The organism is Brevundimonas sp. GW821-FHT02A10, from assembly GCF_059422025.1.
Map to the genome: position 1 here is coordinate 723,662 of NZ_JBWKWC010000001.1, position 26,559 is coordinate 750,220.

The following is a 26,559-nucleotide window of genomic DNA, read 5'->3' on the forward strand; positions in this document are numbered from 1 at the left end:
AAACGAGGGCCCGAGTGCGTGTTCGCCGGCTGAAATCCGTTCTGTTTTCCACCAGCATGCTGGGGATCGCCCGCCGCTACGCCCTGCTCGGGACAGTCGCCCTCGCGGCCAGCGCCGCCCCGGCCCTCGCCCAGACCACACCGCAGACCCTGCCCACCGACGGCGCCTTCGTGCGCGGCGACGGCCAGATCGATCAGACCGCGCCGGGCGCCATGGTCATCACCCAGTCCAGCATGCGCGGGGTGATCGACTGGAGCAGCTTCTCGATCGGCAAGGACGGCAAGGTCGATATCAACAACGGCGCCGGCGCCACCCTGAACCGCGTTCTGGGCGGACAGATTTCACAGATCGACGGGCGGCTGAGTGCGACGGGATCCGTCTGGCTGATGAACCCCAGCGGGGTGATCGTCGGCACGGACGGCAAGATCCTGTCCGGCGGCAATCTGGTCGTCTCGACACGGCCCATGAACCCCGACGCCTTCATGGGCGGCGGTCCCCTGGCGGCCTCGGGAACCTCCTACGGGACCATCCTCAACGAGGGCCAGCTCCAGTCGCAGAGCGGCAGCGTGGTGATGATCGCGCGCTCGGTGACCAATGCGGGGACGGTGCAGGCCGCGCAGGGCCGCGTGACCCTGGCCGCCGCCAACGACGTCCTCCTGACCACCAACGATGCCGAGGGCAAGGATCTGTTCGTTTCGGTGGCGGATGGCGGAGAAGGCGATGTCACCCAGACCGGCCGGATCCAGGCCGCCGCCGTCCGGTTGCATGCGGCGGGCGGCAACATCTTCGCCCTGGCCGGCAACCGCGACGGCCTGACCCAGGCGACCGGCTCCGAGACCATCGACGGCCAATTGTGGCTAACCGCGCCTAAGGGTGAGGTCCGCGTCTCGGGCGCGCTCGCCGCCAACGCAGCCGACGGAAGCGGCGGCCATATCCTGATCAACGGCGAGACGGTCACCCTGGAGACGACGGCGGAGGTCGCCGCCACCGGCACGAAGGGCGGCGAGGTTCTGGTCGGGACCTCGGCTTTTGGAACCGCCGCGGATCTCGCCGCGCACACCATGATCGCCGAAGGCGCGACGATACGCGCGGGCGGACCGGCGGGCGGAGGACGGATCGAAACCTCGGGGAGGCGCATCGCCTTCGCCGGCGCCCGCATCGACCCCGGCAAGGGCGGGCTGTGGCTGCTCGATCCCGACGATCTGACCATCGATGCGGCCGCCGCCGCGACCATCGTTTCCACGCTAGACGGAGGAAGCAACGTCAACCCGACCACGACGGCCGGGGGCACGGGCGGCAGTGGCGACCTGACGGTGGCGGCGCCCATCGTCTGGACCGGGACCGGCGACCTCACCCTCACCGCCTATCGGGATCTGGCGGTCAACGCCGCGATCACGGGCGGCGGCTGGGTGACCTTCGAGGCCGGGCGCAACGCCACCATCGCCGCCCCGGTGAGCGCCGTGGCCATCGCAACCGGTTCACCAGCCCTGGCCGGGGTGGCCGGGACCTACACCATCGCGGCGGGCGGATCCCTGACGGGTGCCCTCGGGGTCGGGGTCGTCGGCGGATCGTTCGTGAACCAGGCCGGCGCGGGAGCCATCAGCAGCTCCGGCGACTGGTTCATCCTGACCGACGGACCGAGCGCGACCACCCTGGGCGGCCTGACCCCCGACTATTTCCAGTACGACTTCCTGACCACCCAGACCGCAGCGGCGCCGGGGAACGGGGTGATGTACCGGGTCGCGCCCACGGCCACAGTCACGCTCGGCGCAATCACCAAGGTCTATGACGGCACGACCACGGCGATTCTGAACGGGACGAACACCACGGTCACCGGCATGATCGGCGGCGACGACTGGAGTCTGGATGGCGCCTATTCGACCAAGGACGCCGGAACCGGCCTGACAGTCACCGCCAGCAATTTCCAGGCGACCAATGGCGGCATCCCCGTCTTCGGCTATGCCGTCTCGAACCCGGTCGCGACGACCAGCGCCGCGGAGATCACCCGCGCCATCCTGACCGCCGCGATCGTCAACACCCCGACCAAGGTCTACAACGCCAGCGCCCTGGCCCAGCTGGTCCCCAACAACGTCGCCCTGACAGGCGTGGTGGCCGGCGAGACCATCACCGTCAACGGCGCGGCGACCACCACCTACGACAGCCCCAACGCCGGCGCCCGCACCGTCAACGCGACCTTCGGCGGCACCAATTTCGTAGCCGGCGCCGCGACCAGTCTCGACAACTACGTCCTGCCGACCAGTGCGACCGGCGCCGGTCTGATCACCCAGGCGCCGCTGACCGTGCTCAACGTCAGTGCGAACAACAAGGTCTATGACGGAACCACCACCGCCGCGCTGAACACCGGCTCGGCCGCCCTGTTCGGCGTCATCGGCTCCGAAGACGTGACCCTGGGCACCGGGGGCGCGACCGGGACCTTTTCCACGAAAAACGTCGGGACCGGCATCGCCGTGACGGCCTCCGGCTTCTCGGTCAGCGGCGCGGGCGCCGCCAACTATCAGGTTATCCAGCCGACAGGTCTCTCCGCCGACATCACCAGGGCGACGCTGCAGGTCACCTCGGTGACGATCAGCGACAAGGTCTATGACGGCACCCGAAACGCCACCGCCGACACCTCCAGCGCGACCTTCCTTGGGCTGATCTCGGGCGACGATGTCTCGGTCACCTCGGGCGCCTTCACCTTCGACAGCAAGGACGTCGGCAACGACATCGCCGTCCACGCCTCGAACGTGCAGATCGGCGGCGCGGATGGCGGCAACTACAATGTCGTGGCCTTGGTCCCCTTCGCGGCGGACATCACCCCGGCGCCGCTGACCGCCTCGATCACCGGCAATCCGACCAAGGTCTATGACGGCAACGACCGGGCGTTCGTGGCGCCGCAAAACTACGCCTTGACCGGCTTCGTGGCGGGCGAGAACGCCAGCATCTTCCAGACCACGGACGCGACCTACGCCTCGGAGAACGCCGGGTCATGGCTGGTCTCCGCCAGTCTGACCCCGCCCGACTATGTCGCCGATGCAGGCACTGCCCTGTCCAACTACATCCTGCCGACGCTCGCGACCGGCTTCGGGACCATCGACCCCGCCCTGCTGACGATCACGATCATCGGCAACCCCACGAAGGCCTATGACGGCAACGCAAGCGCCGCACTCGGCCCGGGCAATTTCGCGATCGACGGCTTCATCCCCGGCGAAGGCGCCACGGTCACCGAGACCGGCGGGACCTACAGTTCGGCCGACGCCGGAACACGCACCGTCACCGCAAATCTGGACACGAGCGACTTCGATCCCGACAGCGGCACCCTGATGTCGAACTACATCATCCCCTCGCCGGTCACCGGCGTCGGGACGATCACCCGGCGCGATATCGGACCCGGAACCCTCTATGCCGACATCACCGGCAACCCGACCAAGACCTATGACGGCACCACGGTCGCCACCCTGACCTCGTCCGACTACACCATGACCGGCTTTATCGCGGGTGAAGGCGCGATCATCACCCAGACGGTCGGGACCTATGGTGACAAGAACGCCGGACAGCAGTCGGTCATCGCCTATCTGGCGCCCACGGACTTCACGGCCGACCCCGGCACCAATCTGGACAACTACAACCTGCCGACGGAGGCGACGGGCATCGGCACCATCCTGCGCGCCCAACTGACCGCCGCGATCATCGGCAACCCGACCAAGATCTACAACGGCTCGACCAACGCCATCCTGACCTCGGCGAATTTCAGCTTCACCGGCTTCGTCGCGGGTGAAGGCGCCAGTCTCCCGGACGGTCTGGGCTCCTACTCCAGCAAGGACGCGGGCGCGCGGACCATCGCCAAGGCCCTGAGCCCGACGGCCTTCGTCGCCAACGCCGGGACCCTGCTGAGCAACTACAACCTGCCGACCGTCGCGCTTGGGCCCGGAACGATCAACCAGGCGCCGGTGACCATCCTCAACGTCTCGGCGGTCGACAAGGTCTATGACACAACCACCACCGCCCAGCTGACAGGAAGCGCCGCCCTGTTCGGACTGGTGGCGGGCGATGTCGTCGGGCTCGATGGCGGATCGGCGACCGGGACCTTCGCGACCCGCAATGTCGGAAACGGCATCGCGGTGACGGCCGCCGGCTATGTCCTGACCGGAGCGGATCAGGCCAACTACATCCTCACCCAGCCTCAGGGATTGACCGCCGACATCACCCCCAAGGGGGTTCAGGTCCTCGGCGTCATCGCCCTCGACAAAATCTATGACGCCACGACCGCCGCGACCCTGAACCTGGGCGGCGCCACGCTGGACGGCGCCTTCGCCGGTGACGCGGTCGGCTTCAGTTCGACCGGCGCAGCCGGGGCCTTCACCCAGAGCCACGTCGGCACGGGCCTTCGGGTCAACGCCTCGGGCTTCGTCCTGACCGGGGCGGACGCCGGCAACTACGCCCTGAGCCAGCCCTCCTATCTGACGGCCGCCATCACGCCGAAACAGCTGACCGGCGCGATCATCGGCACGCCGACCAAGACCTATGACGCCACGACCCAGGCCTTCCTGACCGCCGCCAACTACAGCGTCGGCGGCTTCGTAGCGGGCCAGAGCGCGACGGTCACCCAGGCGGCGGGTGCGACCTACGACAACGCCGATGCGGGCGCGCGCACCGTCACCGCCACCGTGGTGGTCTCCGACTTCCAGGCCGCGTCGGGCACCGACCTGTCCAACTACATCCTGCCGACCAGCCTCGTCGGTCCCGGCCTGATCAACCGCCTGAGCCTGGCCGCGGCGATCGCCGGCAATCCGACCAAGGTCTATGACGCGACCCAGACCGCGACCCTGACCAGCGCCAACTATTCGCTCAGCGGATTCGTCGCCGGACAGGGCGCAACCGTCAGCCAGACCTCGGGCCTCTACACCAGCCGCAACGTGGGGACCCATCAGGTGTCGGCCCTGCTGACCGACGGCGATTTCACCGCGACCGGCTCGACCAATCTCGCCAACTACAATCTGCCCGCGCTCGCCCGGGGCCTCGGGACCATCAGCCCGGCCAGCCTCAGCGTCATCGACGTCGTCGCCCTGGACAAGGTCTATGACGGCACCACCGTCGCCGGGCTCGACAACACCAACACCGACCTTTTCGGGATTCTCGGAACCGACGCAGTCACGGTGAATTCCAGCGGCGCCAGCGCAGTCTTCGCGACGAAGAACGTCGGAACCAATATCGCGGTGACCGCCACGGGCTATGCGCTCGCGGGCGCCGACGCCGGGAACTATGTGGTGGTCCAGCCGACCGGCCTCGCCGCCGACATCAGCCAGGCGACCCTGGCCCTGGCCTCGGTGACCCGGGTCTATACGGCGACGACCACCGCCCCGACCAACGACAGCGCCTATGCCCTGTCCGGAGTGTTCGGCGCCGACGTCGTGAGCGTGAACGCGGCGGGCATCACCGGAAACTACGACACCAAGAACGTCGGCTCGGGCAAGCTGGTCACCCTGGCGGGGGTGGCCATCGCCGGGGCGGACGCCGGCAACTATCTGATCTCGCCCACCACCACCAACGCCCCGATCGGGACGATCACCCCGGCCCAGCTGACAACCGCCGGCGCCCTGGCCAACGACCGGGTCTATGACCAGACCACCAACGCCACGATCGATAACTCAGGCACGACCCTGAACGGCGTCCTGCTGGCGGATGACGTCAGCCTGATTATCTCGAACGCCGGCCAGTTCACCGACAAGAATGTGGGCACGGCCAAGCCCGTCACCACCACCGGCTACAGCGTCAGCGGCGTCGATGCCGGCAACTACGTCCTGCAGCAGCCCAACTATCTGACCGCCGACATCACCCCGTTCGAAATCTTCCTGACCTCCGTCAGCAAGACCTATGACGGGACCACCGACCTGCCGACCTCCGGCTCCGCCTATGGCTTCAGCGGCGTGTTCTCAGGCGATGCGGTTTCGGCAAGTCCGGCCGGGGCGACCGGCGCCTATGTCGACAAGAACGTGGGCGGCAGCCTGTCGGGCGGGGTGGTCACCGGCGGCATCAACGTCAGCGTCGCCAACCTCAGCCTGTCGGGAACCGACGCGGGCAACTACTTCGTCTCCGACGTGGTCAATCAGGCCATCGGGGTGATCTCGCCCCGGGCCCTGATCGCGGCGATCATCGGCAACCCGACCAGGACCTATGACACCACCACCACCGCCACCCTGACTTCGGCAAACTACAGCCTGACCGGCTTCGTCGCGGGCGAGGGCGCCACGGTCACCGAGACGGTCGGGGCCTATGACAGCAAGAACGCAGGCGCTCGCACGGTCACCGCATCGCTCGGCGGCGGCGACTTCACGGCCGACGGCGGGACCCTGCTGACCAACTATGTCCTGCCGACCAGCGCCACGGGCGCGGGCCAGATCAATCAAGCCCTGCTGACCGTCGCGGGCGCGGTCGCCGACAACAAGGTCTATGACGGCACGACCAATGCCACGATCACCAATACCGGCACGTCGCTGGTCGGGGTCTTGGGCAGCGACGCCGTCAGCCTGACCAACGCCACAACGGGCCAGTTCGCCGACCCCAATGTCGGGACCGCCAAAAGCGTGACCACCAACGGCTATTCGATCTCCGGGACCGACGCGCCGAACTACATCCTGCAACAGCCCAACTATCTGACCGCCGACATCACCCAGGCCCTGCTGACCCTGCTCAAGGTCACGCGGATCTATACCGCCTTCACTCCCCTGCCGACCGACGGCGCGGCCTATAGTCTGGGCGGGATCGTCTCGGGCGACGACGTCTCGGTGAACGCGGGCGGCATCGTCGGCGACTATGCCGCCAAGAATGTCGGGACCAACATCAATGTGACCTTTACCGGCCTGGCCCTGACCGGCGCCGATGCAGGCAACTATTTGATCGCCACGGCCCTGACCAATGCGGCGATCGGCGAGATCACCCCGGCGACGGTCACCCTGGCCGGCATGCTGGCCAACACCAAAGTCTATGACGGCACGACCGGTCTGACGCTGAACAACACCGGCACGACCGTGGTCGGGACCTTGGGCAGCGACGACCTGGGCGTGAACAGCGCAGGCTCCAGCGCCGTATTCGGATCGCCGAACGTGGGGACCTATTCGGTCGCCGCCTCGGGCTATCTGCTGACCGGCGTTGACGCGGGCAACTATGTCCTGACCCAGCCCGGCGGCATCTCGGCGACCATCGACCCGAAAGCCCTGTCGGCCGCCATCGTCGGAACCCCGACCCGGACCTATGACGCGACCACCCTCGCGACCCTGATCGCGAGCAACTACAGCCTCACCGGCTTCATCGGCCCGGAGAACGCCACCGTCACCGAGACCGTCGGCGCCTACGACAGCCCCAACGCCGGCGCCCGCACGGTGACCGCGACCCTGACCGCCGGCGACTTCACCGCCGGAAGCGGAACCCTGCTTTCGAACTACATCCTGCCGACCTCGGCGAGCGGTGCGGGGCAGATCGACCAGAAGGCCCTGACCGCCGCCATCATCGGCGATCCGACCCGGACCTATGACGCCACGACGGCTGCGGCCCTGACCAACGCCAACTACCAGCTGACCGGCTTCGTCGGTTCCGAAGGCGCCCTCATCACCGGGACGATCGGCTCCTATGACAGCGCCAATGCCGGAGCCCGCACGGTCACCGCGACCCTGACCGCCGGAGACTTCACCGCCACCGGCACGACCCTGCTGGCCAACTACATTCTGCCGACCTCGGCCAGCGGCGTCGGCCATATCAGCCAGGCGACCCTGACCGCAGCGATCATCGGGACGCCGACAAAGATCTATGACGCCGCGACCGGCGCGGCCCTGACCAACGCCAACTACAGCCTGACCGGCTTCGTCGGTTCGGAAGGTGCCTCCGTCACCGAAACCGTCGGCGTCTACGACAGCGCCAACGCCGGGACACGGACGGTCACCGCGACCCTCGGAGCGGGAGACTTCACGGCCGACGGCGGGACCCTGCTGTCCAATTACATCCTGCCGACCTCCGCCGCCGGGGCCGGCCAGATCGACCAGAAGAGCCTGGCGGCCATCATCATCGGCAATCCGACCCGGACCTATAACGGGACCGATGTCGCCGCCCTGACCTCGGCCAACTACAGTCTGACTGGCTTCGTCGGATCCGAAAGCGCCAGCGTCACCCATACCGTCGGAACCTATGCCGGGGTCAACGCCGGGCCGCATGCGGTGACCGCGAACCTGCTGACCAGCGACTTCCTGGCCGGAAGCGGGACCTCGCTTTCAAACTACATCCTGCCGACCAGCGCCGCCGGGCTGGGAACCATCACCCAGGCCGTCCTGACCGCCGCCATCGTCGGCCTGCCGACCAAGGTCTATGACGCCACGACCGCCGCGGCCCTGACCACGGCCAACTACAGCCTCACCGGCTTCGTCGCCGGCGAGGGCGCCGATGTGACGAAGACGACCGGCGTCTATGTCTCGGCCGACGCCGGCATCCGCAATGTCTCGACCACCCTGACCAGCGGCGACTTCACGGCCACCGGCTCGACCCTGCTGTCGAACTACGTCCTGCCGGCCAGCGCCTCGGGCGGCGGGGTCATACTGAAGGCCCTGCTGACGGCCGCCGTCATCGGCGATCCGACCCGGGCCTATGACGGCACCACCGTCGCCTCCCTGACCTCGGTCAACTATCAGCTGACCGGCTTCGTCGCCGGTCAGGGCGCCACGGTCACCGAGACGGTCGGGACCTACAGCGGCAAGGACGTCGGGGCGCGGACGGTCAGCGCCGCCCTGGGCAGCGGCGACTTCACGGCCAACAGCGGCACCCTGCTGGCCAACTACAGCCTGCCGACGACCGCATCGGGGATCGGCCACATCACCCAGGCGAGTCTGATCGCCGCCATCATCGGCAATCCGACCAGGACCTATGACGCGACCACCCTCGCCAGCCTGACCTCGGCCAACTACAGCCTGACCGGCTTCATCGGTTCGGAAGGAGTCACGGTCACCGAGACTGTCGGCGCCTACAACAGCGCCAATGCGGGGTCGCGCACCGTCACTGCGGCCCTGGACAGCGGCGACTTCACTGCCACCGGCTCGACCCTGCTGTCGAACTACGTCCTGCCGACAACGGCCTCGGGCGCGGGGACTATCGATCAGAAGTCCCTGACGGCCGCGATTATCGGCGACCCGACAAAGACCTATGACGCCACCGCCGTTGCTGTCCTGACCAGCGCCAACTACGCCCTGACCGGCTTTGTCAGTACGGAAGGCGCAACGGTCACCGAGACGGTCGGCGCCTATGGTTCGCCCAACGCCGGACTGCGCACCGTCACCGCGACGCTGACCGGGGCGGACTTCGCCGCCGACGGCGGCACCCTTCTGTCCAACTACATCCTGCCGACCTCGGCGAGCGGCGTCGGCCATATCGACCAGGCGACCCTGACCGCCGCCATCATCGGCAATCCGACCAAAACCTATGACGCCACCACCGGCGCTGCGTTAACGAGCAGCAACTACAGCCTGACCGGCTTCGTCGGTTCCGAGAGCGCCAGCGTCACCGAAACGCTCGGGACCTATGACAGCGCCAACGCCGGGGGGCGCACCGTCACCGCCGCTCTGGACGGCGCCGACTTCACCGCCGCGGGCGGAACCTTGCTCTCCAACTATGTCCTGCCGACCACCGCATCCGGCGCCGGGCAGATCGACCAGAAGACCCTCACCGCCGCCCTCGTCGGGGTGGCCAGGACCTATGACGGCACGACCGCCGCCCTGCTCGCCGCGAGCAACTACAGCCTCTCGGGCTTCGTCGGATCGGAAGGCGCGACCGTCACTGAAACGGCGGGGACCTACGCCTCGCCCAATGTCGGGTCGCATACCGTCACAGCCAGTCTCGACAGCGGCGACTTCGCCGCCACGGGCTCGACCTCGCTCTCCAACTACATCCTGCCGACCACCGCGCTCGGCATCGGCCAGATCGGTCAGGCCCAGCTGATCGCGGCGATCATCGGCGATCCGACCAGAACCTATGACGCCACTACCCTCGCCGCCCTGACCAGCGCCAACTACAGCCTGACGGGCTTCGTCGCCGGCGAGGGCGCGACCATCACCGAGACGGTCGGAACCTACGGATCGCCCAACGCCGGATCGCGCACGGTGACCGCGACGCTCGACAGCGCCGACTTCACCGCAGACGGCGCGACGCTTCTGTCGAATTACGTCCTGCCGACCAGCGCGACCGGCCTGGGCCATATCAATCAGGCGTCCCTGACCGCCGCCCTCATCGGCAACCCGACCAAGGTCTATGACGCCACCACGGGCGCGGCCCTGACCGGCGCCAACTACAGCCTCAGCGGCTTCATCGGCTCCGAGAGCGCCACGGTCACCGAAACGGCCGGCGTTTACGACAGCGCCAATGCGGGCGCCCGCACCGTCACCGCAGCCTTGGATGTCTCCGACTTCAGCGCAGGCGGCGGCACCTTGCTCTCAAACTACGTCCTGCCGACGACGGCTTCCGGCGCCGGCCAGATCAATCAGAAGACCTTGACCGCGGCCATCATCGGCGACCCGACCAAGACCTATGACGCCGCCACAACCGCCACCCTGTCCTCGGCCAACTACAGCCTCTCGGGCTTCGTCGGGACGGAAGGCGCGACTGTTACCGAGACCGCCGGAACCTATGCTTCGGCCAATGTCGGCGCGCGCAGCGTCAGCGCCGTCCTCGACAGCGGCGATTTCACCGCCACCGGCTCGACGCTTCTGTCGAACTACATCCTGCCGACCAGCGCACTGGGCCTCGGCCACATTACCCAGGCGGCCCTGATCGCCGCCATCATCGGCGATCCGACCAGGATTTATGACGCCACCACCGGCGCGATCCTGACCTCGGCCAACTACAGCCTCACGGGCTTCATCGGCACAGAAGGCGCCACCGTGACCGAAACGGTCGGCGCCTATGGCTCGCCCAACGCCGGGCTGCGCACCGTGACCGCCGCCCTCGACGCCGGCGACTTCACCGCCACCGGATCGACCCAGCTGTCCAACTACATCCTGCCCACAAGCGCGGCCGGGGCGGGGCACATCACCCAGGCGACGCTCACCGCCGCCATCATCGGCAACCCGACCAAGGTCTATGACGCCACGACGGGCGCGACCCTGGCGTCGGTCAACTACACCCTCGCCGGCTTCATCGGGTCCGAGGGCGCCACCGTCACCGAAACGGTCGGGACCTACGACAGCCAGAACGCCGGCGCCCGCACAGTCACCGCCGCGCTGGACAGCGCAGACTTCACCGCCACCGGCTCCACCCTGCTGTCGAACTACGTCCTGCCCACGACCGCCGCGGGCGCCGGCCAGATCGACCAGAAGACCCTGACGGCCTCACTCGTCGGCGTGTCCAAAACCTATGACGCCACGACCGCCGCCCTGCTGGCCGCGAACAACTACAGCCTGGCCGGTTTCGTCGGCCCGGAAGGCGCGACGGTCACCGAGACGGCCGGAACCTATGCCTCGCCCAACGCCGGATCCCATGTCGTCACAGCCAGCCTGGACGCCGGGGACTTCACGGCCACGGGCTCGACCGCCCTGTCCAACTACATCCTCCCGACCTCGGCTCTCGGCATCGGCCAGATCAATCCGGCGGCCCTGACGGCGGCGATCATCGGCAACCCCACCCGGACCTATGACGCCACGACGGGCGCAACCCTGACCTCGGCCAACTACGTCCTGACCGGCTTCATCGGGTCCGAAGGCGCCACGGTCACCGAGACCGCCGGCGTCTACGACAGCCCGAACGCCGGATCGCGCACCGTCACCGCGACGCTTGACGGCGCCGACTTCACCGCCGCGGGCGGGACCCTGCTCTTCAACTATGTCCTGCCGACATCGGCCTCGGGCGCAGGTCAGATCGATCAAAAAGCCCTGACCGCCACCCTCGTCGGCGTCGCGAAGACCTATGACGGCACGACCGACGCCCGGCTCGCCGCGAGCAACTACAGCCTCTTGGGGTTCGTGGGTTCGGAGGGCGCGACGGTTACCGAGACCGCCGGGACCTATGCCTCGCCCAATGTCGGATCCCATGTCGTCGCGGCCACCCTCGACAGCGGCGACTTCACCGCGACCGGATCGACGCTTCTGTCCAACTACATCCTGCCGACCGGCGCCCTCGGCATCGGCCAGATCAGTCAGGCGCTGCTGGTCGCGGCGATCATCGGGGACCCCACCAAAACCTATGACGCCACCACGACCGCCACGCTCAGCGCGGCCAACTACAGCCTCACCGGCTTCGTCGCGGGCGAGAGCGCCAGCGTCACCCGGACGGTGGGCAGCTATGGCTCGCCGAACGCCGGAGCGCGCCTCGTCACCGCCAGCCTCGCGGCCGGGGACTTCGCGGCCGACGGCGCGACCCAACTGTCCAACTATATCCTGCCGACCTCGGCCTCCGGCATTGGTCATATCGACCAGAAGACCCTGTTCGCCGCGATCGTCGGAAGCCCGACGAAGGTCTATGACGGCACGACCGATGCGACCCTGGCCGCGAGCGACTACAGCCTGATCGGCTTCATCGCGGGCGAGGGCGCCAGTGTCAGCCAGACCGCCGGGACCTATGGCTCGGCCAATGCCGGAACCCGCGCCGTCACCGCCAGCCTCGGCGCCGGAGACTTCACGGCCGACGGCGCGACCCTGCTGTCCAACTACGTCCTGCCGACCACCGCCATTGGGGTCGGCCGGATCGACCAGAAGACGCTGGCGGCGGCCATCATTGGCGACCCCACCAAGGTCTATGACGCCACCACGGTCGCCGCCCTGACCAGCGCCAACTACAGCCTCACAGGTTTCGTCGCTGGCGAAGGCGCGACAGTCACCGAGACGACCGGGGTCTACGCCTCGGCCAACGCCGGACTGCGCACGGTGACCGCGACGCTCGACAGCGGCGACTTCACCGCGGACGGCGGAACCCTGCTGTCGAACTACATCCTGCCGATCACCGCTCTCGGCCTCGGCCATATCAATCAGGCGACCCTGACCGCCGCCCTCATCGGCAACCCGACCAAGGTCTATGACGCCAACCCAGGCGCCGCGCTGACGAGCGGCAACTACGCCCTCACCGGCTTCATCGGCACAGAGAGCGCCACCGTCACCGAAACGGCCGGGACCTATGACAGCGCCAACGCCGGGGCCCGGACGATCACCGCCAGCCTCGACAGCGGCGACTTCACCGCCGCCGGCTCGACACTCCTGTCCAACTATGTGCTGCCGACGATGGCCTCGGGCGCCGGCCAGATCGATCAGAAGATCCTGACCGCCGCCCTGATCGATGTCGGCAAGACCTATAACGGCACGACCGCCGCCCTTCTCGGCGCAGCCAACTATACCCTCAGCGGCTTCGTCGGCTCCGAAGGCGCCACGGTCACCGAAACGGTCGGCGCCTACACCTCGCCCAATGCCGGGTCGCATGTCGTCACCGCCAGCCTCGGCGCCGGCGACTTCGCCGCGACCGGGTCGACGCTTCTTTCCAACTATGTCCTGCCGACCTCGGCCCTGGGTATTGGCCAGATCACCCCCGCCTCCCTGACCGCCGCCATCACCGGCAACCCCACCCGGACCTATGACGCGACAACGACCGCGGTCCTGACCTCGGCCAACTACAGTCTGACGGGCTTCGTCGCCGGGGAGGGCGCGACGGTCACCGAGACGGCGGGCATTTACGACAGTCCCAATGCCGGCGCACGCACAGTGACCGCCGCTCTCGACGCGGGCGACTTCAGCGCCGCCGGTCCGACCCAACTCTCCAACTACATCCTGCCGACGACCGCGACCGGGGCGGGGACGATCAACCGGGCCCTGCTGCAGGCCGCCATCGTCGGCAATCCGTCCCGGACCTATAACGCCACCGCCGCCGCGACCCTGACCGCGAGCAACTATCAGCTGACCGGCTTCGTCGGCGCGGAAGGCGCTACGGTCACCGAGACGGTGGGCGTTTACGACAGCGCCAATGCCGGAGGGCGCACTGTGACCGTCGCGCTCGGCGCCAATGACTTCGCCGCCACCGGCTCAACCCTGCTGACCAACTATGTCCTGCCGACCAGCGCATCGGGCGGCGGGACGATCAATCAGGCGATCCTGACGGCGACCATCATCGGCGATCCGACCAAGACCTTCGACGGCTCCACCGTCGCCACCCTGACCGAGGCCAACTACAGCCTGTCGGGCTTCGTCGGCGGCGAGAGCGCGGCGGTCACCCAGGGCGTCGGCGCCTATTCCGATCCCGAGGTCGGCGCCCACATGGTCACCGCCGTTCTGGCCGCCGCCGACTACCGCGCGAACGACGGGACCCTGCTGGCCAACTACGTGCTGCCGACCGGCGCGACCGGCGAGGGCCACATCATCGCGGCCGCCCCTCCGCCGCCGCCGCCATGCCGATCGTTGCGGGACTGCGTGCCCCTTCCCGACCTCCCGCCCCTGGCCCATGTGCTCGGCAGCCCGCGCTTCTTCGTCCCCTACCCGGTCGCCGATGGCCTCTATCAGGGCGGCAGCAGCGGCCTGGCCAGCCTGCCCAACATCCTGTGGACGCCCAGCACCACGACCACCGAAGACGGGATGGTGGTCGACACCGGAGCGCCGGTGATCAACTCGACGGCCCAGATCCTGCGGCAGGGGGGGCGCGCCAAGCGCTGGTCGATCGTCTTCCCGCCGCGCCCCACGAGCGAGATGCTCGAGGTCCAACCGTGACGCCGCCCTACCGCGCCCAGATCGGCGCCGCCATGCTGGCCCTGCTGATCTCCGCGCTTGCGACCCAGGTTGAAGCCCAGGATTTCGAGCACGTTGCGCCCAAACTGCCTCCCGTCGTCCAACCCGCCCCGATCGAAACCCCGCCCGAGGTCACGCCTGCTTCCCGGGACCAGACCGTCCTGATGCCCGAGCTGAAGGGCGTGGTCTTCGTCAGCGAGGCCGGAGCGGTTCAGACTGCGGGCCTCGGCGAAGCGGCCGCGCCCGGCGGGGTCAGTTCGCACGGCCTGCCCCTGCTGTACGACCCGGATTTCGTCGCCCGGGCGAGAACCTGGGTCGGCCGCCCCCTGACCCGCGCCGGCCTCGACGGCCTGATCGGCCTGGTCCGCGACTGGTATCGCAAGGCCGGCCACCCCTTCATGGACGTGACCGCCCCACCGCAGAACGTGCAGGGCGGCGTGATCCAGATCGTGGTCACCGAATACCGGCTCGATCAGGTGGAGGTCAGCGGCAATCGACATTTCTCGGACGATCTGATCCTTCGCATGGGCGGGCTGAAGAGCGGCGATCTGCTGACCCTGCCGCGGCTGCGCGAGGCGCTGGACGACTATAACCGCAACCCCTTCATGTCGGTCAGCGCTGTGGCCAAACCAGGCGACATCACCGGCCGGACCGACATCGAACTCAAGGTCGAGGACCGCACGCCGGTGCGGGTCTATGCCGGCTATGACAACCAGGGCGCGCCGTCGCTGGGCCGCGACGAATGGAACGTGGGGTTCAACCTCGGCAATCTGTTCGGCCAGGCCCAGGTCCTGTCCTATCAGTACACGCGCAGCTTCTCGGGCCGCTACGAATCGCATTCGCTCAGCGACGTCATCCCTCTGCACAGCGATGCGCGTCTATGGCTGTTCGGCGCCTATGCGACCCAACGGCCGGAGATCGGCGACGGCACGATCTTCAACAGCGAGGGCAAGACCTCGCAGGTCAGCGCCCGCTACATCCGCGACCTGCCGCGCGCCTCGGCCCTGACCCAGAGCCTGCAACTGGGCTTCGACTACAAGCGCACCGACAACGACCTCGAATTCCTCGGCTTCACCGTGCTCGACAGCGCGGTGGAGATCATCCAGATCCCGCTCGTCTACACCCTGGCCGCGCCCGACAAACACGGTCAGACGGTGCTCGAGAACATGACGGTGATCTCACCGGGCGGCCTCTCGGATCACAATAACGATGCTTCGATGAGCCAGCTGGTGCCCTTCGCGGACGCCAACTACGGCTATGACCGGCTGTCGATCACCCGCACAACCCTGCTGCCCTCGGAGATGACCTGGATCGTGCGCGGCATGGCCCAGATCGCCAGCAGCAACCTGCCCTACAGCGAGCAGATTGGCGGCGGCGGCATCGGTGGCGTGCGCGGCTATGATCCCAACGTGGCCCTGGGCAGCGAGGGGGTGGTGCTCTCCACCGAGGTCCGGTCCAGGGCCTTCGGCGTCCTGCCCGGCGTCAACGACGAGATGCAGCTGGGCCTGTTCGTGGACTATGCTCATCTGAGCCAGCCCGAGCCCTTCCCCGACCTGCCCCCCGGCGCGACCCTGGCCAGCGTCGGCTTCAACGTTCACTACAGCATCGACCGCCATTTCGACGTCCAGATGGAAGTCGGCTCACAGCTGCGCCGCGCGCCCGGCGCCGACAAGCACGACACCCAGATCGCCGTGGTCGCCACCGTCAGTTTCTAGTGGCTCAGCGGCAGATTTCCTGATGCCGAACGGATCGCGGCGAAACGGCCGAAATCGCCGTCTCCCGCGAGCCGCGGATCCTGCAGGGCCCGCTGGATATTGCGCAGGGCGCGCAGATCCAGCCCGTCGTAGCGAACCCCGCCACCGAGATCCTGACAGATGATCTCGATCTGAACGATCATCTGGGCGGCGTTTTCGGGCGGATGCGAAAGGATGCTGGCTTCCGCGAGCTCGACGCGGGACAGGCCGTTCTCGTCTTCGGCTTCGTCCGTTTCCGGCAGTTGCTCCTGGCTGTTTTCGGCCCAGAGCAGGGCATGACTCATGAAAGTCAGGTGATCAAAATCCGCCACGGCGGCTTCTCCGATACTGGTAAAGGGGTGCGGTGCAGACCGCGGCAGACAAGGCTCAGACGGCCGGTGGGTTGGCGCGGGCGATCCGGGTCAGGGCCCGCCCCTCCCAGGCGCCGAACAAAGCGATCACCATCATGAAGAACCAGGAGAACCAGCGGATCGAAACCATGGTCCACTCCAGGGTGTCGAGCCGAAGCAACGCCACCACATGGGTCGCCAGCGCCATCAGCTGGCAGCCGGCCGCAAAGACCAGCCACCAGCGATCCCGGGTCAGGGCCATCCAGAGCAGAATGGCGAACAGGGCCAGGGAGGACAGCGCCACCGCCCAGCGAAACCCGCCGACGGTGTAGGTCTCGATGACGGGCGTCAGCAGCAGGACGGCGATGAGCAGCACCGCCCCCCGCCTCTCAGGCCATCCCCCAAGCCCCGCCAGGACGAAAAGGGCGGTGAAGGAAAAGATGACGAAAGGCGTAAGGACGATACCCGGCACTTAGTGAACCTCAGGCGACGATCGACAGGTAGCCGGTCGTGCCCCCGCCGGTCGGGACAGGCTTGCTTTCAGTGGCGCCGTCCATACGCCAGGCCACGCCATGGTCCTGGGCGACCTCAAGAAGACCTCCGTGCGCCGAGACCGTGGCCATCCGCGCGGCGTTCAGGGCCGACAGACCGGAGACGATCTCCGTCAGACTGTCTTGCCCGACGGCTGCGGCGAGGTTCGCGGCCTTGCGTCCGTCGATCATCTGCGCGCCGAGGCGGAACATCTCGGCAAGAGCCGAGTCGACAGCGTGTTCAGTGGTGCGCAGCTGGCGAGCGATCTTGACGCCGGCTTCGTGCTTGTTGGTCATGTTGGTTCCCCACGGGTGCGATTTGAAATCGCGTCAGATCGCCCCGGGCGGCGCCAGCCGATTACCCAGATCCGCCAACGCATTGACGAGGGCGATCCCGAGCAGGGCCAGACCGGTGAGGGCCAGGAAGGTCAGGACCACCCATCGCAACCGACCAGACGTTCCCGGAAGAACCGGGAGATCACGGCCGAAGAGCTGGGGACGCAGGAGGATCGGTTCCGGCGGCGACGGAGCGGCTGTCGCCACCGGAGAAGGAGCGACAATCACCACGCCGGGTATGTCGATCGCTCCGTATAGCGGATGGACCGCTAGGCGCCCCATGGCGTCGCGCCGGTCCGAAGCGCCCAGGCGGCGCATCGCCTCCCGGATGTGGTTGCTGACCGTATCGGGCGAAATGTTCAGGGCGCGCGCGATTTCCTTGTCGGTGCTTGCCGCGCGGCGAAGACACTCGAGCTGCATCGGCGACAACGGCCGTTCCATATCTCCCGCCCCACACGCGCGGATTCTCCGATCCGCGGAAGGATCATGCCGCACCGCCTCGCAACGTCCAGTCGTCAAAGCGATAAAATTGCACCGCAGGGGTAACCAGCGGTCGGTTCTTCAACCTATGGTAGGATTTTCAGGAGAAATGGCGCACCCGACACGATTCGAACGTGTGACCTTTGCCTTCGGAGGGCAACGCTCTATCCAGCTGAGCTACGGGTGCATTCCGGCGACGACGCGACGGACGACGGGCCTTACAGCAGGACGCGGGCGGCCTCAATCCCAAAGCGATGAAGACCGGCGGCAAAGCGCTTCGCCGGACTTGGCGAACCCGGCTGGCGCGCCTAGCGTCCCACGCCTGATCGATCCCGGAGTTCCGCCATGCGCGCCGCCGTCCTCATGCTGCTGTTCCTGCTGGGCGCCTGCGCGACAGGAGTGAAGCCGGATCCGACCGGCGACAGCCTCGACCTCATCGCCAAGGACTATGTCACCCTGACGCTGGAGATCGGCGAGCGCGAGCCCGGCTATGTCGACGCCTACTACGGCCCTGCCGAGTGGCAGGCGGCGGCCAAGGCGAACCCGCGCACCGTGCCGCAGCTGATCCAGGGCGCCGCCGTCCTGACCCAGCGGCTCAACGCCGTGTCCGACCGGGGCCAGGACGCCGCCGGGATCCAGCGCCGCAAATATCTTCTGGCCCACGTCTCGGCCGCCTCGGCGCGGCTGCGCATGCTGTCGGGCGAGAAGCTTGCTTTTGCAGATGAGGCCTATGCCCTGTTCGGCATCCGGCCCGAACTGAAACCGCTGGCGGACTATGACCCCATTCTCGCCCGCATCGACGCCCTCGTTCCCGGGACCGGCCCGCTGACGCCCCGCATCGCCGCCTTCAAGGCCGGCTTCGTCATTCCGAAGGACCGGCTGGAGCCCGTCATCTCGGCCGCCATCGCCGAATGCCGCCGCCGCACCGTCGAACACATCGCCCTGCCCGCCAATGAACGCTTCACCCTGGCCTTCGTCGGCGACAAGCCGTGGTCGGGCTATAATTATTACCTCGGCGATGCGGCCTCGAAGATCGAGATCAACGCCGATTTCCCCATCGACGTCGACCGGGCCATCGATCTGGGCTGCCACGAGGGCTATCCGGGCCACCATGTCTATAACGCCCTGCTGGAGCGGACCTTCGTCAAGGAGAAGGGCTGGGTGGAGATGAGCGTCTATCCTCTGTTCTCGCCCATGTCGTTCGTTGCCGAGGGCAGCGCCAACTACGGTATCAATCTCGCCTTCCCGGGCGACGAGGCCGCTGTTTTCGAGCGCGATGTGCTGATGCCCCTGGCCGGCCTGCCGCCCGCCGACATCGCCGCCGACGCAGAGCTGGGCCAGCTGACGCGTCAGCTGGCGCGGGCCGAATACACCATCGCCGACGACTATCTGTCGGGTCGGGTCGGGCGCGAGGAAAGCATCGCCCGCCTGTCGAAATATCTGCTGATGCAGCCCGACAAGGCCGCCCAGCGGCTGCGCTTCATCGACACCTATCGCAGCTACATCATCAATTACGGTCTGGGGCGCGACACGGTGCAGGCGTGGGTCGAGGGTCAGGGCGCGGAGCACTGGCGCGGCATGGAAACCTTGCTGGCCAGCCAGATCCTGCCCGTGGATCTGTTGAAATAAGGGGCGGCGTGCTTTTGCTCGACCCCCGTCGCTCACCCTGCTAACGAGCGGGCCGCATGAAATTCCCCGACCGCATCCCCCGCATCGCCTGGGCCGCCTACGGCTTCGCCCTGGCCATCATCGTCCTGGACCAGTGGAGCAAGGCCTGGATACTGGGCGGGCTGGAGCTGCGTGACGTCGGACGGGTCTTCGTCTTCCCGCCGGTCTTCAATGTCAGCTATGTCGAGAACACCGGCGTCAGCTTCGGCCTGTTCGGCGGCGGCTCGGCCCGGTGGGTGCTGTCGCTGTTCTCGGTCGTCGTCGCCGCGGGCCTGGCCTGGTGGGCCACCCAGGCCGACCGTCGCCTGTTGATCACCGCCATCGGCTTCGTCATCGGCGGGGCGCTCGGCAACGCCATCGACCGCATTCGCTTCGGCTATGTCGTCGATTTCCTCGACTTTTCCGGCACCGGCGTCTTTCCGTGGGTGTTCAATATCGCCGACAGCGCCATCACCGTCGGCGTGGTTCTTCTGATCCTCGACAGCGTTTTGTCGGATCGTCGGGCCGCTCAGGTTGGCGTTGTCCACGAAAAGTCGTAATCAGCCGCTCTTGAGTGTTTCCCCAGTCTTGAGTGTCCTAGGGGCGCGCACCATCAAGCGCCGCCGGAGTTGAGCCCACACATGCGTATTCGCAGCCTCGCCGCCGTCAGCCTGCTGGCCGTATCCACAATGGCGCTCGGCGCCTGTGGCGGCCTGAAGCAAACCATCGGCCTGACCAAGGTCGTGCCGGACGAGTTCGTCACCGTCTCCACCGCCCCGCTCAGCGTGCCGCCGGAATACGGCCTGCGTCCGCCGGCGCCCGGCCAACCGCGCCCGCAGGAGCTGGCGCCCGAAAGCGCCGCCCGTCAGATCCTTCTGGGTCAACGCCAGTCGATCACCCGCACCCCGGGTGAAACGGCCCTGGTCACCGCCGCCGGCGCCGACCGTGCCGACCCGCTGGCCCGCTACGTCGTCGACGATGAGTTCGGCGACCTGACGCACAAGGAAGAAAGCTTCGCCAACCGCGTCATGTTCTGGCGCAAGGACGACGCCGCCAGCCAGGCGCCGACGGTCAGCCAGACCGCCTCGGGCGCTGTGACCATCGACGCCGCCAGCGAGCATGCCCGCCTCGAAGCCCTCACGGGCGACCGCGGCGGCATCGCCATCCAGCCGCGCCGCTCGACCGGTTTCAAGCTGCCCGGTCTTTAAGCCTCACGACCTCGCGCCCCTGGGGCTCACGAACTTGAGAATAAGGACGCGCTTGCCACCGGCTTGTGCGTCCTTATTGTAAACGGACCCTATCGCATCCTCCCCGGAGCGTCGCATGTCCGAATCCATCACCGCATCTCTGGCCGATCTGTCGGGCATCGAGCAGCTACGCCTCGGCATGGAGGGCAAGGCGCCGATCGCGCCGATCGCCAAGACCGTCGGCTTCGAACTGGTCGAGGTGGAAGAGGGCCGCGTTGTCTTCGAAGCCGTCCCGACCCGCGCCGTCTACAATCCGCTCGGCACCGTCCATGGCGGCTGGATGGCCACGGTCCTCGATTCGGCCTGCGGATGCGTGGTCCATTCCATGCTCAAGCCCGGCCAGACCTATACGACGCTGGAACTCAAGACCGTCTTCCACAAGGCGCTCAAGGCCGACATTCCCGTCCGCGCCGTCGGCAAGATCGTCCAGATCGGCCGTCGCGCCGCCTTCTCCGAGGCCGAGCTGAGAGGCCTGGATGGCAAGCTCTACGCCACCGCCACCTCGACCTGTCTGGTGATGGAACGCGGCTAAAATGACCGCTTATCCCCGCGAAGGCGGGGATAAGCGGATTTATTGCGCCAGCATCCCGCCGTCGATGCGGAACTCGGAGCCGGTCACGAATTTCGATTCGTCCGAGGCCAGATAGAGGACCGCATAGGCGACGTCGTTCGGCTCGCCGATCCGTTTCAGCGGGATGCCGCGCGCCAGACGTTCGTGGGCCTTGGCCTCGTCGCCGTGGGCCATGGCGACGAAGGGGTCCAGGATCGGCGTCTTGATGAAGACCGGGTGGACCGAGTTCGAGCGGACATTCCACTCCATCTTGGCGGCTTCCAGGGCGATGGTGCGGCTGTAGTTCCAGACCCCGGCCTTGGTGGCGTTATAGGCGCCCATGCCGGGCGCGGCAGCGAGGCCGGCCATGGACGAGATGTTGATGATCGATGCCGGCGCAGCGGCGCGCAGATGCGGCATGGCGTGTTTGCAGCCGAACATCACCGAGCGCAGGTTGATCTCGTACTGGCGCTGCCAGTTCTCGGCCGTGTCCTCCTCCACGAAGACCAGGGGCCCGCCGACGCCGGCATTGTTGATCAGCACCGACAGCCCGCCCAGATCGGCGGCGGCCGCGGCGACGACCGAGACCCACTGCTCCTCCGACGCCACGTCGTGAGCATAGGCGAAGGCTGAACCCGGGATTTCCGCATTGATCGCCTTGGCCAGGGTCTCGGCGCGGCCGCCGTCGATGTCGGTCAGGGCGACCTTGGCTCCTTCCCGCACCAGCATCCAGGCGAAGGCCTCGCCCAGTCCCCCGGCGGCGCCCGTGATCAGGGCCTTCTTGCCTTCGACGCGTCCTGCCTTGCTCATTCTTTCGCTCCCAGCGCTTGCGCGGCCCCGTCGATGAAACGGGCCATCTTGATATCGAGCTCGGTGACGCCCCCGGCGTCATGGGTGGTCAGGACGATGCTGACCCGGTTGTAGACGTTCGACCATTCCGGATGGTGGTCCATCTTGTCGGCCATGAGGGCGACACGGGTCATGAAGCCGAATGCGGCGTTGAAATCCTTGAAGATCAGGGTGCGGGAAATGGCCGGACGCGGATCATCCGCGCGGCTCCACAGCGGCAGAGCGGCCAGAGTTTCCGCAACGTCAACAGGCATTTGCGCCATTTTATGTTCCTCGCCTCCTATCGCCCTAACCCGCTCGAAGGTCCCTCACAAGTCGCCTTGGCGACAAAGGAACGCAGTTGGAAGCTTGGGCGTTATCGAGCGTCGCCATTGATTGGCATGCTTCAACGGAGTGTACCCATGGACAATCTCTGGATCGCTTCGCTCGACCCTGCGGACCGCAAGCGGATCGAGCCACATCTGCATGAAAAGGCCTTCGACCAAGGTCAGATGCTTTACGACGCCGGCGAGGCCGTCGACGAGGTCTGGTTCCCGCTCAAGGGCGTGGTCTCCCTGATGACCATGCTGCCGGACGACAAGATGATCGAGACCGCCGCCATCGGGCGCGAAGGTCTGGTCGGGGTCACCTGCGGCCCCATGAACGCCCGCGCCTTCAGCCGCGCCATCTCCCAGTCCGACGGCGTCGCCGCCTGCCTGCCCAACGACATCTTCTCCGACGCCTTGGGCAAGAGCGAAGCCATGCGGATGTCGCTGGCCAAATTCACCGAAGGCCTGTTCGCCCAGGTGCAGCAGACTGCCGCCTGCAACGCCCAGCATCGTCTGGACGAGCGTCTGGCCCGCTGGCTGCTCACCATCCACGACCGGTCCGACGGCGACCGCTTCGAACTGACCCAGTCCGACATCGCCGGCATGCTGGGCGTGCGCCGCGCCACCGTGAGCGAGGTCGGCGCCGTGCTGGAAGGCAAGCACCTGATCAAGCGCGGCCGCGGCTGGGTCGAGGTCACGGATCGCAAGGCGCTCGAGAAGGCGTCCTGTGGCTGCTACGGCATTATGCGCGGCGTCATGCACGACCTCGGCCAGCCCCGCCCCCGCGCAAGCTGAGCGAGGCGGACTTTGTGTCCACGTGGCGAACGGGCCGGTGACGCGGCCCGTTTCACCCGCTAAACCGCTGCCATGACCAGCGCTTCCCCGCACGGCCCGCACAGCTCCGGCGACACCTCTTCCTTCGGCTTCCGCGACGTCGACGCGAAAGAGAAGGTGAAGATGGTGCGCGGCGTGTTCGACAGCGTCGCCTCCAGCTACGACCTGATGAACGACCTGATGAGCGGTGGCGTCCACCGGCTCTGGAAGGACGCTGCGGCGGCCAAGCTGAACCCGCGTCCGGGCGAGACCATCCTCGACGTCGCGGGCGGCACCGGCGACATGGCGCGGCGCTATTCGAAAATGGCGCGCCGGGCCCAGGAGCGGCGCGGCGGCGACGACGCCTCGGTCATCGTGCTGGACTACAACGCCGAGATGATCATGGCCGGCGTCGAAAAGGGCGGCGAGCCGGAGATGCAGTGGACCGTCGGCGACGCCATGTCCCTGCCCCTGCCCGACGCCTCGGTCGACGCCTATTCGATCAGCTTCGGCATCCGCAACGTCGCCGACATCGCCGTGGCCCTGTCCGAGGCGCGCCGCGTGCTCAAACCCGGCGGCCGCTTCCTGTGCCTGGAGTTCTCGCGCCCCACGACCGAGGTGATCCGTCAGGCCTATGACGCCTGGTCCTTCCACGCCATTCCGCGCATCGGCCAGTGGATCGCCCACGACCGCGACAGCTACCAGTATCTGGTCGAGAGCATCCGCCGCTTCCCCGACCAGCCGACCTTCAAGGCGATGATCGAGACTGCGGGCTTCCGCAACGTCTCGGTGACCAATCTGTCGGGCGGCGTCGCGGCCATCCATTTCGGGTGGGCGATCTGACCACGCCGACGCCTCCTGATCCCGGGACCTTCAGGGTCGCTCCGGCCGCGCCGAAGGCCGTGCCCGTACGCGATCCGCTTGGCGCGGCCTGGCGGCTGATCGGCTGGGGCTCGGTCCTCGCCCGCCACGACGCCCTGATCCCGCGCGAGATCACGCCGCTGCTGCCGGCCTGGGTCCGGCCGATCGCCGCCTTCATCCATCTGTTCTCCGGCCGCGAGGGCCGCGAGGGCCGGCCCGGCCAGCGTCTGGGCAAGGCCTTCGAACATCTGGGGCCAGTGGCCATCAAACTCGGTCAGGTCCTGGCCACTCGCGCTGACATCTTCGGCGGAGAGTTCGCCACCGACCTCGGCCGCCTCAAGGACAAGCTGGCCCCCTTCCCCACCGATCAGGCGCGGCGCGAGATCGAGCGCTCCCTCGGCCGCCCCGTCGACAGCCTGTTCCTCGACTTCGGCGACCCCATCGGCGCGGCCTCCCTGGCCCAGGCCCATCCGGCTTGGCTCGCCGACGGCCGCAAGGTCGCGGTCAAAATTCTACGCCCCGGGGTCGAGCGCCGCGTGGCGCGGGGCCTCGATTCCATGCGTCTGGCCGCCCAGCTGGTGCACCGCTTCGTGCCCGTCGCGCGCCGACTGGAGCCCGACGCCTTCGTCGAGACCATCGCCCGCTCCATGGAGCTGGAGCTGGACATGCGTCTGGAGGCCGCCGCCGCCTCCGAGATGAAGGACATCATGGACAAGGCCGCGGCCGAGGACGGCGCCCATATGATCGCGCCCGGCGTGGTCTGGGACGGGGTCGGCCGACGCGTCCTGACGCTGGAATGGGCCACCGGCATGCCCATGACCGACCCCGAGTGCATCGCACAGCCGGGCCTCGACAAGGACGCCCTGGCCGATAACGTCGTGCGTGCCTTCCTGAGCCAGGCGCTGGACTACGGCGCCTTCCACGCCGACCTGCACGAGGGCAATCTGTTCGCCTCGGCCCCGGCCGAGCTGACCGCCGTCGACTTCGGCATCGTCGGCCGCCTCGGGCCCGGGGAGCGGCGCTACCTCGCCGAGATCCTCTGGGGCTTCCTGCAGCGCGACTATCCGCGCATCGCCCGGGTGCATTTCGAGGCCGGGTACGTTCCGCCGAACCATTCGGTCGAGGCCTTCGCCCAGGCCCTGCGCGCGGTCGGCGAGCCGGTCATCGGCAAACAGGCGTCGCAGGTCTCCATGGGCCGGCTGCTGGGCCAGCTGTTCGAAATCACCGCCCTGTTCGACATGCATCTGCGGCCCGAACTGATCCTGCTGCAGAAGACCATGGTCTCGGTCGAGGGGGTGGCGCGCCGCCTCAACCCCGATCACGACCTCTGGGCCGCCGCCCGGCCGGTGGTCGAGCGCTGGATCCTGCGCGAGCTCGGCCCGCGGGCCCAGATCCGCGACGGCGTGCGCGAACTGATCTCCGGCGCCCGGGCCCTGTCCCGACTGGTGCAGGACCCGCCGCGCCCCGAGACGGTCGTGATCCAGAAGTACGGAACGCCCGCCTGGCTGGTGGTTTGTATCAGCGTTGCAACAAGCGCCTCCATCGGCGCCCTTCTTCTGTCCATTTGGTCGATCATCCATCGGTGACGACCGGTTTCGCGGATCCCACCATGACCAAGACCACACTGACGGCTCTGGCCGCCCTCGCCGCCGCCCTGGTCCTGCCAGCCGCCGCTTCCGCCCAGAACCTGGGTGCGGCCGGAACCCTGCCCAACACCTTTGACCGCCCGGCCCCAGCCGCGCCCGCGCCCGCCGCGCCTCAGGCAGCCCCCGCCGCTCCGTCCGATCCTGCTCATGTCGCCGCCACCGAGGCGGCGCTAAAGGCGACCATCGCCGCCATGCAGGCGGGCACGCCCAACTATGACGCCATGACCCCCAACCTGGCCGCCAAGGTGCGCGAACAGGCCGCGACGGTCACGCCGCTGATCCAGGGCTTCGGCGCCCTGAACGGCGTCAGCCATGTCGGGACCGAGAACGGCGCAGAGCTGTTCCTGGTCATGTTCGCCAACGCCCCGACCCAGTGGATCATCAATCTGACGCCCGAGGGCAAGATCAACGCCCTGCTGTTCCGCCCGGCGCCCGCCGCGCCGCCGACCTGATACGCTTCCCTCTTCTCTCTCCACTCCG

At 67.7% G+C, this 26,559-nt stretch carries 16 protein-coding genes and 1 tRNA gene; 10 read left to right on the forward strand and 7 right to left on the reverse strand.

Going from position 1 to position 26,559, the window contains the following annotated elements; translation table 11 throughout:
- Nucleotides 1-14: 14 nt before the first annotated feature.
- Both AC07U0_RS03215 and AC07U0_RS03220 read left to right on the forward strand, forming a co-directional pair.
- Nucleotides 15-14,711, forward strand: a complete 14,697-nt coding sequence (locus AC07U0_RS03215; RefSeq protein WP_494718582.1) for a YDG domain-containing protein — start codon at nucleotides 15-17, stop codon at nucleotides 14,709-14,711.
- Nucleotides 14,708-16,444 carry a ShlB/FhaC/HecB family hemolysin secretion/activation protein gene (locus AC07U0_RS03220; RefSeq protein ID WP_494718583.1) on the forward strand — a complete coding sequence of 579 codons (1,737 nt, stop codon included), beginning with the start codon at nucleotides 14,708-14,710 and terminating at the stop codon, nucleotides 16,442-16,444. Before AC07U0_RS03215 ends, AC07U0_RS03220 begins: the two co-directional genes overlap by 4 nt.
- Here the strand turns inward: AC07U0_RS03220 and AC07U0_RS03225 are convergent.
- The 5 genes from AC07U0_RS03225 to AC07U0_RS03245 form a co-directional block, all read right to left on the reverse strand.
- Entirely contained in the window at nucleotides 16,441-16,794 is a 354-nt protein-coding gene (locus AC07U0_RS03225; RefSeq protein ID WP_494718584.1) for a hypothetical protein, read from the reverse strand. The two genes, AC07U0_RS03220 and AC07U0_RS03225, sit on opposite strands and share 4 nt — an antisense overlap.
- 55 nt (nucleotides 16,795-16,849) lie before the next feature.
- Complete coding sequence (locus AC07U0_RS03230) at nucleotides 16,850-17,188, reverse strand: hypothetical protein (protein ID WP_494718585.1); 339 nt, start codon at nucleotides 17,186-17,188, stop codon at nucleotides 16,850-16,852.
- Between the two features lie 106 nt (nucleotides 17,189-17,294).
- Nucleotides 17,295-17,639 (reverse strand): hypothetical protein, encoded by a 345-nt coding sequence (locus AC07U0_RS03235; RefSeq protein ID WP_494718586.1) that lies wholly within the window; start codon nucleotides 17,637-17,639, stop codon nucleotides 17,295-17,297.
- Between the two features lie 33 nt (nucleotides 17,640-17,672).
- Complete coding sequence (locus AC07U0_RS03240; protein WP_494718587.1) at nucleotides 17,673-18,119, reverse strand: helix-turn-helix domain-containing protein; 447 nt, start codon at nucleotides 18,117-18,119, stop codon at nucleotides 17,673-17,675.
- Between the two features lie 149 nt (nucleotides 18,120-18,268).
- Nucleotides 18,269-18,345 (reverse strand) — tRNA-Arg (locus AC07U0_RS03245).
- Nucleotides 18,346-18,503: 158 nt separating this feature from the next.
- On the opposite strand from AC07U0_RS03245, the gene AC07U0_RS03250 reads away from it, so the two are divergent.
- The 4 genes from AC07U0_RS03250 to AC07U0_RS03265 all read left to right on the forward strand — a co-directional run bounded on the left by AC07U0_RS03250 (nucleotide 18,504) and on the right by AC07U0_RS03265 (nucleotide 21,584).
- On the forward strand, nucleotides 18,504-19,787 hold the full coding sequence (locus AC07U0_RS03250; protein WP_494718588.1) for a hypothetical protein: 1,284 nt from the start codon (nucleotides 18,504-18,506) through the stop codon (nucleotides 19,785-19,787).
- Nucleotides 19,788-19,843: 56 nt separating this feature from the next.
- A complete protein-coding gene (gene lspA, locus AC07U0_RS03255) occupies nucleotides 19,844-20,365 on the forward strand; it encodes a signal peptidase II (protein WP_494718589.1) in 522 nt (173 codons plus the stop codon).
- A gap of 81 nt (nucleotides 20,366-20,446) precedes the next feature.
- A complete protein-coding gene (locus AC07U0_RS03260; protein WP_494718590.1) occupies nucleotides 20,447-21,013 on the forward strand; it encodes a DUF3035 domain-containing protein in 567 nt (188 codons plus the stop codon).
- Nucleotides 21,014-21,128: 115 nt separating this feature from the next.
- Nucleotides 21,129-21,584 (forward strand): PaaI family thioesterase, encoded by a 456-nt coding sequence (locus tag AC07U0_RS03265; RefSeq protein WP_494718591.1) that lies wholly within the window; start codon nucleotides 21,129-21,131, stop codon nucleotides 21,582-21,584.
- Between the two features lie 39 nt (nucleotides 21,585-21,623).
- On the opposite strand, the gene AC07U0_RS03270 is transcribed toward AC07U0_RS03265, so the two are convergent.
- Together AC07U0_RS03270 and AC07U0_RS03275 are read right to left on the reverse strand one after the other, a co-directional pair.
- Complete coding sequence (locus tag AC07U0_RS03270) at nucleotides 21,624-22,412, reverse strand: SDR family oxidoreductase (protein WP_494718592.1); 789 nt, start codon at nucleotides 22,410-22,412, stop codon at nucleotides 21,624-21,626.
- On the reverse strand, nucleotides 22,409-22,714 hold the full coding sequence (locus tag AC07U0_RS03275; RefSeq protein ID WP_494718593.1) for a 4a-hydroxytetrahydrobiopterin dehydratase: 306 nt from the start codon (nucleotides 22,712-22,714) through the stop codon (nucleotides 22,409-22,411). Before AC07U0_RS03275 ends, AC07U0_RS03270 begins: the two co-directional genes overlap by 4 nt.
- 138 nt (nucleotides 22,715-22,852) lie before the next feature.
- Here AC07U0_RS03275 and AC07U0_RS03280 point away from each other — a divergent pair, with 138 nt between their 5' ends.
- From AC07U0_RS03280 to AC07U0_RS03295, 4 genes are all read left to right on the forward strand, one after another.
- Nucleotides 22,853-23,554 (forward strand): Crp/Fnr family transcriptional regulator, encoded by a 702-nt coding sequence (locus tag AC07U0_RS03280; protein WP_494718594.1) that lies wholly within the window; start codon nucleotides 22,853-22,855, stop codon nucleotides 23,552-23,554.
- A 72-nt stretch (nucleotides 23,555-23,626) separates the two neighbouring features.
- Nucleotides 23,627-24,415 carry a class I SAM-dependent methyltransferase gene (locus tag AC07U0_RS03285; protein ID WP_494718595.1) on the forward strand — a complete coding sequence of 263 codons (789 nt, stop codon included), beginning with the start codon at nucleotides 23,627-23,629 and terminating at the stop codon, nucleotides 24,413-24,415.
- A complete protein-coding gene (gene ubiB / locus AC07U0_RS03290; RefSeq protein ID WP_494718596.1) occupies nucleotides 24,403-26,019 on the forward strand; it encodes a 2-polyprenylphenol 6-hydroxylase in 1,617 nt (538 codons plus the stop codon). Before AC07U0_RS03285 ends, ubiB begins: the two co-directional genes overlap by 13 nt.
- Before the next feature lie 23 nt (nucleotides 26,020-26,042).
- Complete coding sequence (locus AC07U0_RS03295; RefSeq protein WP_494718597.1) at nucleotides 26,043-26,531, forward strand: hypothetical protein; 489 nt, start codon at nucleotides 26,043-26,045, stop codon at nucleotides 26,529-26,531.
- The last annotated feature ends 28 nt before the right edge of the window (nucleotides 26,532-26,559 follow it).

Bases quoted from the DNA above. Each gene is read 5' to 3' on its own strand.
- AC07U0_RS03235 (WP_494718586.1), bottom strand. From the start codon at position 17,639: ATGACCAACAAGCACGAAGCCGGCGTCAAGATCGCTCGCCAGCTGCGC.
- AC07U0_RS03240 (WP_494718587.1), bottom strand. From the start codon at position 18,119: ATGGAACGGCCGTTGTCGCCGATGCAGCTCGAGTGTCTTCGCCGCGCG.
- AC07U0_RS03250 (WP_494718588.1), top strand. From the start codon at position 18,504: ATGCGCGCCGCCGTCCTCATGCTGCTGTTCCTGCTGGGCGCCTGCGCG.
- lspA (WP_494718589.1), top strand. From the start codon at position 19,844: ATGAAATTCCCCGACCGCATCCCCCGCATCGCCTGGGCCGCCTACGGC.
- AC07U0_RS03260 (WP_494718590.1), top strand. From the start codon at position 20,447: ATGCGTATTCGCAGCCTCGCCGCCGTCAGCCTGCTGGCCGTATCCACA.
- AC07U0_RS03265 (WP_494718591.1), top strand. From the start codon at position 21,129: ATGTCCGAATCCATCACCGCATCTCTGGCCGATCTGTCGGGCATCGAG.
- AC07U0_RS03270 (WP_494718592.1), bottom strand. From the start codon at position 22,412: ATGAGCAAGGCAGGACGCGTCGAAGGCAAGAAGGCCCTGATCACGGGC.
- AC07U0_RS03275 (WP_494718593.1), bottom strand. From the start codon at position 22,714: ATGGCGCAAATGCCTGTTGACGTTGCGGAAACTCTGGCCGCTCTGCCG.
- AC07U0_RS03280 (WP_494718594.1), top strand. From the start codon at position 22,853: ATGGACAATCTCTGGATCGCTTCGCTCGACCCTGCGGACCGCAAGCGG.
- AC07U0_RS03285 (WP_494718595.1), top strand. From the start codon at position 23,627: ATGACCAGCGCTTCCCCGCACGGCCCGCACAGCTCCGGCGACACCTCT.
- AC07U0_RS03295 (WP_494718597.1), top strand. From the start codon at position 26,043: ATGACCAAGACCACACTGACGGCTCTGGCCGCCCTCGCCGCCGCCCTG.